This is a genomic window from Mucilaginibacter sp. GW821-FHT07G05 (assembly GCF_059418565.1).
In genome coordinates this window covers 17,227-28,746 of sequence record NZ_JBWKQC010000005.1, presented here as the reverse complement: position 1 = coordinate 28,746, position 11,520 = coordinate 17,227, and the positions used below count along the sequence as shown (strand labels likewise).

Sequence of the window (11,520 nt, the reverse complement as noted above, 5' to 3'; positions counted from 1 at the left end):
GTAGTTTAATACAAAATGTTATTACAGATCAGAAATTTAATTATCACACAGTATAATACCTGCTATTGTTTAACTTAATAGTATCAACTATTCATTTACCATCATGACTGAAAAATCATTCAACTCCCTCGACGAACTCAGCGTTAACACCATCCGTTTTCTGGCAACAGACATGGTACAAAAAGCAAATTCAGGCCACCCGGGCTTACCGCTTGGCGCTGCGCCAATGGCTTATGTATTATGGAGTCGCTTTTTAAGGTTTAATCCTGCCGAGCCGCACTGGCCAAACCGCGACCGTTTCGTATTATCGGCCGGCCATGGTTCTGCGTTATTATATAGCTTGCTGCACTTATACGGATACGATCTGCCATTATCAGAGGTTGAAAAATTCAGACAATTAGGTTCAAAAACTCCGGGTCATCCCGAGTCTACTTTAACTCCGGGTATCGAAGTAACCACCGGTCCGTTGGGCCAGGGCTTTGGTAACGGTGTGGGTATAGCTATTGCCGAGGCATTTTTAGCTACTAAATATAACCGCGACGGTCATAAACTGATCGACAATTATACGTACAGCATTGTAAGCGACGGCGACCTGATGGAAGGCGTAGCTTCTGAAGCTGCTTCACTGGCCGGTCACTTAAAATTAGGCAAACTGATCTACCTGTACGATGATAACAAAATATCGTTAGATGGTCCTACCAGTTTGGCTTTTACCGAAGACGTACAAGCCCGTTTCAAATCTTATGACTGGCAAACACTAACCGTTGAAGACGGTAACGACCTTGCCGCTATCGAAGCAGCTATCAAAGAAGGTCAGGCCGAAACAGAAAGACCAACCCTTATATCAGTAAAAACCATTATCGGTTACGGTAGCCCGCAACAAGGCACCAACAAGGTACACGGTAGCGCTTTAGGTGTTGATAACCTGAAGAAAACCAAGGAGTTTTTAGGTTTCGATCCTGAAAAGAATTTCTACATACCTGCAGAAGTAAAAGAATACCTTTTAGAGCCGGGTAAAAAAGGTGCCGAACTACAATCAGCCTGGAAAGAAGGCTTTGAAGAATATCGTAAAGCCTATGCCGAAGAAGCACAGGAGTTTGCTACCAGTTTCGACGGTAAATTACCTGAAGGCTGGGATGCCGCTTTGCCAACCTTTAAAGTAGGCGAGAGCTTAGCTACCCGCGAGGCATCAGGTAAAGCACTGGAGGCCTTACGCAGCAGCATTCCGTGGTTAATTGGTGGTTCTGCCGATTTGGCCAGTTCAAACAGTACACCTACTAAAGGCGACGAAAGTTTCCAACCCGGCCGTTACGATCTGCGTAATATTTGGTTTGGCGTGCGCGAGCATGGTATGGGCGCCATCCTTAACGGTTTGGCATCTTATGGCGGTACCCGTGTTTATGGCGGTACTTTCCTTACCTTCTCCGATTATATGCGCGGTTCTATCCGCCTTGCGGCCTTAACCAAAGCGCCGGTAACTTATATATTCACCCACGATAGCGTTGCGCTTGGCGAGGATGGCCCAACCCACCAGCCGGTTGAGCATGTATCATCATTACGTATGCTCCCTAATTTAACGGTTCTTCGTCCGGCTGATGCTTACGAAACCGTAGCTGCCTGGAAGATAGCCATGAGCAGACTGAAAGGCCCTGTTGCGTTGATCTTATCGCGTCAGAAATTACCTGTTATCGACCAGGAAAAATACGCACCGGCCAGCAATGTTGAAAAAGGTGGTTACATCCTTAGCGATTCAAAAGGCGCTCCGGATATCATCCTGATCGCTACCGGTTCTGAAGTGCATTTGATACTGGATGCCCAGGCTAAACTGGCCGAAGACGGTATTGATGCCCGTGTGGTAAGCTTACCATCGTTCGAGTTGTTTAATCAGCAGGATAAAGCCTACCAGGATTCGGTATTGCCACCAAGCCAGCACAAACGTTTAGCTGTTGAGGCCGGTGTTACCCTGCCATGGTACAAATACGTTACTGCCGAAGGCGCTGTAATAGGTATCGATACCTTTGGTGAATCGGGCGAAGGACTGGCTGTTTTAGAGCACTTCGGTTTCACGGTTGAAAATGTGTATAACAAAGCGAAAGCACTTCTAAACAAATAATAAAATGAAAATAGGTATTGCAGCAGACCACGCCGGTTTCGAGCAAAAAGCAACCCTGATAGGTTTGCTTAAGGATGCCGGTGTTGAGGTTGTAGATTACGGCGCTTTCGCTTACGACGCGGCCGATGATTACCCCGATGTTATTGTTCCGCTTGGCGAAGCCATAGCCCGCGGCGAGGTGCAAAAAGGCATTGCCGTTTGCGGCAGTGGTGTAGGCGTATCCGTTGCGGCCAACAAAATACCCGGTGTAAGGGCGGCTTTAATTACAGAAAGCTACTCGGCCCACCAGGGGGTGGAGCATGATGATATGAACCTGCTTTGCCTTGGCGGCAGGGTAATTGGCCCCATGCTGATGTGGGAAATTATACAAGCCTACCTTAAAGCAAATTATGATGGCGGCGAACGTTTTCAACGCCGTTTAGATAAAGTTATCGCCTTAGAAAAAAAATATTAAAAAGAAAAGACATGAAAAACCCTCTTGCACAAATTCCGGATTATGGCCAAAGCATTTGGCTTGATTATATCAGAAGATCATTCATTCAATCGGGCGAGCTTAAAAAGCTGATCGATGAAGATGGCCTGCGCGGTGTAACCTCAAACCCGGCAATTTTTGAAGAAGCCATTGCCCGCAGCAGTGACTATAATGATACTATTAACGAATTGGCCAAAACAGACCTGACTACCGAAGAGATCTTTTTGAAACTGGCCATTGAAGATGTACAAAGCGCGGCCGACGAGTTTAAAGGTGTTTACCAGGATACTGACGCTTTAGATGGTTATGTAAGCCTTGAAGTATCGCCTAATTTGGCGCAGGATACCGAAGGTTCTATCGCCGAAGCCCGTTCATCATGGGAAACGCTTGACCGTAAGAACGTGATGATCAAAATTCCGGGAACTAAAGAAGGTTTGCCGGCCATTACCCAGCTCATCAGCGAAGGTATCAACATCAACGTAACCCTGCTGTTCGGTTTAGACAGGTACCGCGCCGTTGCCGAAGCTTACATTGAAGGTTTGGAAAAACGTGCCGCCAATGGCGAATCATTAGAGAATATCGCTTCGGTAGCCAGTTTCTTTTTAAGCCGTATTGATAGCATGGTCGATCCTTTACTGGAAGCCGCCATCAAAAACGATAAAGAAAAAGCCGTAGCAGGTGAAAAATTGTTAGGTAAAGTAGCTATAGCCAGTGCTAAAGTAGCTTATCATATTTACAAAGAGCTGTTCCATTCGGCACGCTTTAAGGCTTTAGAGGCTAAGGGCGCTAAACCGCAGCGTTTGCTTTGGGCCAGTACCAGTACTAAAAACCCGGCTTTCCCCGATGTAATGTATATTGAGGCTTTGATAGGCCCTGATACGGTAAACACGGTACCAAAAGATACACTTGAGGCTTACCGCGACCATGGTCAGCCTGAATCTCGTTTAGAGAGCGGCCTGGAAGAAGCGCAATGGGTATTGTACCAGTTAGAGGATGTAGTAGGCATTAAACTTGCCGACGTAACTCAAAAACTGGAAGATGAAGGTATCCAGAAGTTTATTAAACCTTTTGGTAGTTTGATGGATGTATTGGCGCAAAAACGCCAGGAACTGATAGCATAATGTTAAACGGAGGCAAAACAATAAAAGCGCTGTTTTTAGATATTGGCGGCGTAATGCTTACTAACGGTTGGGATACCGCGGCAAGGGTAGAGGCGGCAAATATTTTCTCGCTCGATTTCGCGGAGATGAACGGCCGTCACCGCATCATATTTGATGCTTATGAATCGGGTAAAACCACATTGGATGAATACCTTGACCTGCTGGTGTTTTATGAGCCGCGTTCGTTCAGTAAAGAGGAATTTAAAACCTTTATGGCCGAGAAATCGCAGCCGTACCCGGATATGTTAAAGCTGATCAGCGATATTAAGCATAAGTATAACCTGCGCACTATAGCGGTAAACAACGAGGGGCGCGAGCTTAACGAGTACCGCGTAAAGCAATTTAACCTGCGCAGCTTTATTGATGTATTTGCCTCGTCGTGCTATATCCATGTACGCAAGCCCGATAAGGATATTTACAACATGGCCATTGATTTGGCACAGGTTGATCCGGATGAAGCTATTTATGTTGATGACAGGCTCGTTTTTATACAGGCCGCACAAAAAATGGGCATAAATACCATCCATCATACAGATATTAGCAACACAATCGAAGCTTTTGCTACATTTGGCATCGAAACAGAGAATTTAACCGAAAACACAAACTCTTTAAGCAATTAAAATAAAAATTATGGAAAATCATGATTTTGGCATTGTAGGCCTTGGCGTAATGGGCAGAAACCTGCTCCTGAATATGGCGGATCATAACTTCGCGGTGGCCGGTCTTGACCTTGATGCCGAAAAAGCAGGCTCTTTAGAAAAAGAAGCTAAAGATGGTCAGCACGTTAAAGCAACAACCTCAGCAGAAGAATTTATAGGATTATTAAGAAAACCACGTGCTTTAATGCTGCTGGTACCTGCCGGTAAACCGGTTGATGCCGCTATAGCAAGCCTGGTGCCTTACTTAGAAAAAGGCGATATTATTATTGATGGCGGTAACTCATATTTCCCTGATACCGACCGTCGTTTTACCGAACTGGCCGAAAAAGGTATCCACTTCTTCGGTATGGGTATTTCGGGTGGTGAAAAAGGAGCCCGTTTCGGCCCGAGCATGATGCCGGGTGGCGATAAAGGTGCTTACGAAAGATTGCGCCCTATATTTGAAGCCGTTGCCGCTAAAGTGAATGGCGAACCATGTGTTACTTATTTGGGTAGCGGTTCAGCCGGTAACTATGTTAAAATGGTGCATAACGGTATCGAATACGGTATTATGCAATTGATCTCTGAAGTATACGACCTGCTAAAAAGAGGTTTGGGCATCAGCGACGAAAAAATACAGCAAACGTTTGAGGCCTGGAACAAAAGCGAACTGCAATCGTTCCTGGTAGAAATTACCGCCGAGGTACTGGCTAAGTTTGATGACGAAACCGGCGAAAGGTTGGTTAACCTGATATCAGACCAGGCTCGTTCAAAAGGTACCGGTAAATGGACTTCGCAAAACGCGATGGACCTGCAAGCGCCGATTCCGGTTATTGACGCCGCCGTTACCATGCGCGATCTTTCAAAATACAAAGAAGAGCGTGTTAAAGCATCTGAAAAATTAACTTATGAGCCATCAACCGAAAGCTTTGGCAGCGACGATGAAGTAATTGCTATTGTAAAAGATGCCTTCAACTTCGCCGTGCTTAACATATACGCGCAAGGTTTAGCTCAGTTAACCATCGCATCTAAAGAATATAACTACGGCCTTAACTTAGAGGAAGTAGCTAAAATTTGGAGAGGTGGTTGTATCATCAGGGCGGTATGTTTAGAGGATTTCCGCAAAGCGTACGCACGCAATGCCGACTTGCCGAACATTTTGCTTGATGATGAAATTGGCCAAACATTGGTAAACACACAAGGCAACGCACGTACTGCTATTAAAATAGCCATTGATAAAGGCGTACCTGTACCGGCATTTATGGCCGCTTTAGGTTACTTTGATGCTTACCGCAGCGCTAAATTGGGTACCAATATCGTACAGGCACAACGCGACTACTTTGGCGCGCACACTTACGAGCGTATTGACAAACCGGGCGTTTTCCATACTAACTGGAACTAAGTTTTAACTATTTACCGATACAATTAAATATATATTACCATGAAAACAGGTAAAAGAGCCGAGCCTACCGTAATTGTTATTTTTGGTGGCACAGGCGACCTGGCCAAAAGGAAATTAATCCCCGCATTTTACAACCTGTTTTTAGATGGTTGGATGCCCGAAAAATTTGCCATTATTGGTTTGGGACGTACCGAACTTGACGACGAGCAGTACCGCGAAAGACTGCAGGAGGGTTTAGGCGAATTTTCGCGCAGTGGTAAACCCGTTGCCGATAAATGGGAGATATTCAAACAATCAATTAGTTACTTTACCTCCAATATCGACGACCCTAAATCTTACGAAGGGCTTGCAGGTAAAATAAACGCTATTGATAAAGAGTGGAAAGTACGCGGTAACCGCTTGTTCTACATGTCGGTAGCGCCAAGGTTTATTGAGGCGGTTACTGTTAACATTAACAAAGCAGGCTTAGCCAGCAATGCCGATATCGACCGTATCATTATCGAAAAACCTTTCGGTCATGATAAGGCAACCGCTATTTCATTAAATAACCTGCTTACCAATACCTTCCAGGAGCAGCAGATCTACCGTATCGACCATTATTTGGGTAAAGAAACGGTACAGAACATCCTGGCGTTCCGCTTTGCGAATGCCTTGTTTGAGCCGCTTTGGAACCGTAACTACATAGATTATGTACAGGTTACCGTTGCCGAGCAGGTAGGGGTAGAAGACCGTGGCGGATACTACGAAGGTTCGGGCGCGTTGAAGGATATGATCCAGAACCACCTGTTGCAAATACTTTGTATGATAGCCATGGAAGCCCCGGTAAGCTTTAGCGCCGAGGAGATCCGTAACCGTAAGGTTGACGTGCTACGAGCTGTACGCCGTATTAAAACCGATGAGGTACATAAATATGCCGTACGCGGCCAATACCGCGAAGGCTGGTTGCAGGGCAAAAAAGTACCCGGCTACCGCGAGGAGCCTGAAGTAAGCCCGAAATCGAACACGGAAACGTTTGTTGCTATCAAATTTTATTTAGATAACTGGAGATGGCAGGGCGTACCTTTTTACCTGCGCACAGGTAAAAGGATGCAGGAGAAAACTTCGTCTATCACGATACAGTTCCGTCCGGTGCCGCATACTACCTTCCAGGGCAGTTCGGGCGATAATTTGATGGCTAACCGTTTAACCATCAACATTCAACCGCAAATGGATATCAGGTTGAGATTCATCGCTAAAAAGGCAGGTTTGGAAATGGAATTGAATCCTGCCGAAATGGTGTTTGATTACGATACCTGCTCAACCCAAACCCCTGAAGCTTACGAAACACTGTTGCTTGATGCCATGCGTGGCGACGCTACGTTGTTTATGCGATCAGACCAGGTAGAAGAAGCATGGGATGTAATTACGCCTATCCAAACTGTTTGGGAATCGCGCGAATCGTTAGATTTTCCTAACTACGCGGCAGGTTCATGGGGGCCGGAAGATGCAGAGGCTTTAATAGCCCGCAGCGGACATGTATGGGCGGCTAATTCGCACGCTAAGGATAAACCTCATAAATAAGCTATGATAAGCATATTAAAAGATAAGCACGAGATAAGCGTTGCGGCTGCCGATATTTTTGTAAAGGCCGCTAAAGCGGCTATACAGGAAAAAGACAGTTTTACTGTGGCCTTAACAGGTGGCAGTTCACCCGCTGAGTTATATGCCTTGCTGGCTGCTTCGCCTTATAAAGAACAGGTAGACTGGGAAAAGGTATATATATTTTGGGGCGACGAACGCTGGGTACAGCTTGATGACGAGCGCAGCAATGCCCGTATGGCTGCTGAAACGCTGCTTGATCATGTGCCGATCCCGAAAACGCAGATCCACCCGATGTGGGCAGATGTGGAAGACCCTGAAAAATTCGCCCAGTATTATGAGCAATTATTGAGGAGGATCTTAGGTCCGTCGGCATCGTTTGACTTGATCTTGTTGGGTATGGGCGATGACGGGCACACGGCTTCATTGTTCCCGGGCAAACCTGTATTGTACGAAAAGGATAAATGGGTAACCACCTATTACCTTACCGAACAAAGCATGGTGCGTATCACCCTGACGGCTCCGCTGATCAACCAGGCAAAGAAGATCGTATTTGTGCTTTTTGGTGCCGGCAAAGCCCCGGCCTTATACGAGGTATTGGAAGGTGAGCGTAACTTTGAAAAGTATCCGTCGCAACTGATACAGCCTGCTGTTGGCGAAGCGATATGGTTAGTTGACGAAGCCGCCGCTGCTAAATTATCAAACAAATAAAACCAGGTACCGGAATCAATCCGGCCAAAATATGAAAAGCAGGAAAGCGAAAGTTTTCCTGCTTTTTTGTTGTTGAGAAAGTGAAATATTGGATTTTACTAAAGTCAACCTGTCATCCTGGAACGAAGTGAAGGATCTTCTTCGCTTTACTAATTTTTAACCGCTGAGATAACGGAGGATTGCGCAGAGTTCAGGGAGGGGTCAGGAGATATAGATAGACTTACGAGGTTTTTAAAACTTCGTAAGTCTTAAAAGCCCATACAGCCTGTGGTCGGTGTTTTCACCACACCACATTTTAAGTCAAACTATTCTTCTTCTTTCTCTTCCTGCAATTCATCTTCTTTTTTGCCTCTTCCCAGGCGAACTTTTGGTTTTTCCTGGGTACCGGTGATGGTCATCGGTATACCGAAAATACCGAAAGGCGGCAGACCGAGTCTGAATTTCAAATTAAGGTTACCGCTAAAACTTACCTGCCCCTCAATACGCGGACGGAAACCTGCCATGCGCATTTTGGTGCGTTCAATGGTAATGATATTGTTGGCGATGGTGGTCTTCATGTCAACTTTTGAAATATCGCCCTTACCTAAGCTATCGCGACCTGTTTCTTTACCCACCGCGTTGAAAAGTTTAAAGCCTCTCACTTTTACTTTTTTTACCGATAGTACGCCGCCGCCTTTTAACGATGGGTATATCGGCATCATATCGCCGTTGAGTTTGCCGCTTAGCTGGTAATTTAATGATACGTTGCCCTGTATGTATTTGGCAGAGGATGCCATATCATGGAACAGCTTTATTTCTTTATATGCCCTTTGTATATCAAATTCTTTGGCATCAATACGGTAATCAAAAAACGCTTTCTGCGGGCTAAGGCTGCCATAGGTTGCATCCATTACCACCGGTGCGCCAATGAGGCTGAAGCCTGTTTGTTTCAGTATGATCTGTCCGTTGCTGATGTTCATCTGGCCTTTGGCATCGCTAACATCGAGGCCGTTATATTTTACCTTTTTCACGTTGGCCTTAAACTGAAGATCAAGGTTTTGTGGAACGAGGATAACACCGGATGCCTTACTTGGTTTAGCAGGGGCAGGCGTACCGGCAAAAGCCATAAAATCATCGGCAATAATCAGGTCGCTGTTTAAACTGAACTCACCTTTTAACGGCGATTTCGGCTGAACCGCGTAAGCGATAACATTTGATAAAGCCCCGTTAAGCACAATGGTTGATTTGCCATATTTAGCCCTGAACTGGTCGAAGTTCATCTTATCCTGGTTAAAGCTGAATACACCCGTCTTAATTACAAATGGCTTCGGGAACAGTTCTGATCTCAATGTAAGATCTTTCACCTTCATACTGCCCGAGTTAGCCAGCTTATCATAATGCCCGGCTGTGGCATCACTTTGTTTGCCTTTAAGCGAGAAGTTGGTACTGATGAAGCCTTTTACATCATAACCCTTCATGGCAAACACACGGTATATCCGGCCTATATCCAAGCCGCCGTTTGAAGCGATTTGATAATCGAGATCATCAAAATTGCGCAGGTTGGCACGCAATACAAATGGTTGTCCTTCAAACTTAAACGATACGGGTTTAATATTAACTTTAAGACCTTTTAACGAGCCTGTGTTGTTATAAATATCAGTGCTCACCTGTATGTCGTGCACCGGGTGCGGGTAGTATTTGGTTTGCACATAACCGTTCACCCAGGCAATGTGCGCGTTAGTTACGGGGAATATGCGCCGCGCCGGAATATAGCGGCCTTTGGTCTGCACGTCGGCGTTAAGATCGCCTCGGATGTCGATACTATCCAGCGGGTAAAATTTCTTAATATCATCCAGCCTGAATTTGGTTTTGATGCCCGCGTTAATAAGCGCGCCGGTTTTATTGCTCAATTTCAGATAGCCTTTTATGTAGTTGTTTAACGCTTCGGCGTTCAGGTTGCTCACATCCATGGTGGCATTGGCTATATCATGATCAGGACAAGCGGCATTCAGGTCGAAACTGATATTCTTAAGGGCTTCGGGCAGCTTGGTGTATTTGACGTAACCATTCCGAAATTTTGATCGTAAGGTGAATTTGGGGATACTGGTGATCACCGTATCCACCTTTTGCCTTAGTCCGCTTTTGCGTATCCCGGTGGTATACTTACCATCGGCCAGCATGTGTAGGCTGTAGCGTCCCTTAACCTGGAATGGCTTTATGCCGAATACTTTATACCATTGTTCCAGGTCGATCTCGGTATTGATCTTGGCAAAAATGTATGGCGATTTTGTACCATGTACCTTAATTACCGAACCAAAATAATCTTTACCGATGTTAAAATACACCGAATCGATATTCAGATTCAGGCTGTCGGGGTTTAAGCCGGGGAGCTTAACATCCATATTAAGGTATAGATTTTTAACCGGGGCCGGTGTGCTCTTGTTAGCTACATAACCATTGCGAATGTTCATGCTCAGGCTTAGGTCGGGCATAATGTTTTTGGCAGCGATATATTTCCCCGTAAGGTTTAGCTGAATGATGCCATTGCCATTAATATCAATACCGTTGGCAAGTTTGGCGTATTCATCGGGTATAGCGGTAAAAATATCACTCAAATCGTTTTGATCAGATCGTACCCTGAAATCCATATCGTAACCATCTTTCAAAAATTCAAACCTGCCTTTAAAATTAACCGGCAGCTGGTTGATCAACAGGTCGTTCTTTTGAAAAGCGAAGGCCAGTGATTTTGTGTTGATACTCGTTACCAGATCGGCATTTACCTTTTTATTGACAACGTAAGCCTTACCGCCGTAAGAGAAATCTACAGAGCTGGCATCGGTATGCGAATACAGGTCGAACACATCTTTACTCAAATCGCCGCTGCCTTTGTAGTTGAAACCACGCGCGTTAATAAGCATGGGCATAGAGCGGTCGTTATAAACCAGGCGGCTGTTCTCTACCAATATCTGCTCAATGCCTAACGAGGCGCTGGCGGTATCTGCCGGGTTAGCGGCTTTGGCACCCGCTGATTTATATACGTTATAGTTGGCCTTGCCGCTGCTATCAACCTGTATGTTAAAAAAAGCGTTGCTAAGGTATATTTTGTTAATGTTGATCTTGCTTTTAAATACCGACGAAATATCAATAGCCAGCGAAACCTCTTTCGCCGAAACTAAAGTATCGTGATCAAATGGCGCACTGCCATTCAAAGCGAAATCGTTCAGCGTAAGCGTTAACGAGGGGAACTTTTTGAAGAATGACAGATGGGTTTCGGTGAATGATATTTTGCCATTGATACTGTTACCTGCCCATTGTTTTATTTTTTGCGTAACCGTTTCGGGGAACAGATAGGGCAGCAGAAACATAAGCGCGAACAGACTTACAATAGTAATAGCGCTTATTTTAAGCGTTTTTAGCAGTATTTTTTTAACAGGCACCGGCATAAATATAATTGCAAAAAGGTGCAT

General features: G+C 45.3%; 8 protein-coding genes. 7 read left to right on the top strand and 1 reads right to left on the bottom strand.

The features are described from left to right. Window positions 1-103 precede the first annotated feature (103 nt). Genes tkt through pgl form a run of 7 tightly spaced genes read left to right on the top strand, consistent with a single transcriptional unit; the run spans window position 104 to window position 8,074 of the window. Complete coding sequence (gene tkt, locus AC07NA_RS14035; RefSeq protein ID WP_494898179.1) at window positions 104-2,113, top strand: transketolase; 2,010 nt, start codon at window positions 104-106, stop codon at window positions 2,111-2,113. 4 nt (window positions 2,114-2,117) lie between these two features. Continuing rightward, on the top strand, window positions 2,118-2,567 hold the full coding sequence (locus AC07NA_RS14030) for an RpiB/LacA/LacB family sugar-phosphate isomerase (protein WP_494898178.1): 450 nt from the start codon (window positions 2,118-2,120) through the stop codon (window positions 2,565-2,567). 11 nt (window positions 2,568-2,578) lie between these two features. Further along, entirely contained in the window at window positions 2,579-3,706 is a 1,128-nt protein-coding gene (gene tal / locus AC07NA_RS14025; protein WP_494898177.1) for a transaldolase, read from the top strand. Continuing rightward, on the top strand, window positions 3,706-4,365 hold the full coding sequence (locus AC07NA_RS14020; RefSeq protein ID WP_494898175.1) for an HAD family hydrolase: 660 nt from the start codon (window positions 3,706-3,708) through the stop codon (window positions 4,363-4,365). The genes tal and AC07NA_RS14020 overlap by 1 nt, the downstream gene beginning before the upstream one ends. A gap of 10 nt (window positions 4,366-4,375) precedes the next feature. Then, window positions 4,376-5,785: an NADP-dependent phosphogluconate dehydrogenase gene (gene gnd / locus AC07NA_RS14015; protein ID WP_345211137.1), complete on the top strand. Its 1,410-nt coding sequence runs from the start codon at window positions 4,376-4,378 to the stop codon at window positions 5,783-5,785. Between the two features lie 39 nt (window positions 5,786-5,824). Next, window positions 5,825-7,345, top strand: coding sequence for a glucose-6-phosphate dehydrogenase (gene zwf, locus AC07NA_RS14010; RefSeq protein ID WP_494898174.1), 1,521 nt, complete (start codon window positions 5,825-5,827; stop codon window positions 7,343-7,345). A 3-nt stretch (window positions 7,346-7,348) separates the two neighbouring features. After that, window positions 7,349-8,074, top strand: a complete 726-nt coding sequence (gene pgl, locus AC07NA_RS14005) for a 6-phosphogluconolactonase (protein ID WP_494898173.1) — start codon at window positions 7,349-7,351, stop codon at window positions 8,072-8,074. 305 nt (window positions 8,075-8,379) lie between these two features. Here the strand turns inward: pgl and AC07NA_RS14000 are convergent, their stop codons facing one another. Then, entirely contained in the window at window positions 8,380-11,520 is a 3,141-nt protein-coding gene (locus tag AC07NA_RS14000) for an AsmA family protein (RefSeq protein WP_494898172.1), read from the bottom strand.

What these genes read in the sequence shown, in the direction of transcription:
- tal (WP_494898177.1), top strand. Translation starts at nt 2,579, where the DNA reads ATGAAAAACCCTCTTGCACAAATTCCGGATTATGGCCAAAGCATTTGG.
- zwf (WP_494898174.1), top strand. Translation starts at nt 5,825, where the DNA reads ATGAAAACAGGTAAAAGAGCCGAGCCTACCGTAATTGTTATTTTTGGT.
- AC07NA_RS14030 (WP_494898178.1), top strand. Translation starts at nt 2,118, where the DNA reads ATGAAAATAGGTATTGCAGCAGACCACGCCGGTTTCGAGCAAAAAGCA.
- AC07NA_RS14020 (WP_494898175.1), top strand. Translation starts at nt 3,706, where the DNA reads ATGTTAAACGGAGGCAAAACAATAAAAGCGCTGTTTTTAGATATTGGC.
- AC07NA_RS14000 (WP_494898172.1), bottom strand. Translation starts at nt 11,520, where the DNA reads ATGCACCTTTTTGCAATTATATTTATGCCGGTGCCTGTTAAAAAAATA.
- gnd (WP_345211137.1), top strand. Translation starts at nt 4,376, where the DNA reads ATGGAAAATCATGATTTTGGCATTGTAGGCCTTGGCGTAATGGGCAGA.
- tkt (WP_494898179.1), top strand. Translation starts at nt 104, where the DNA reads ATGACTGAAAAATCATTCAACTCCCTCGACGAACTCAGCGTTAACACC.
- pgl (WP_494898173.1), top strand. Translation starts at nt 7,349, where the DNA reads ATGATAAGCATATTAAAAGATAAGCACGAGATAAGCGTTGCGGCTGCC.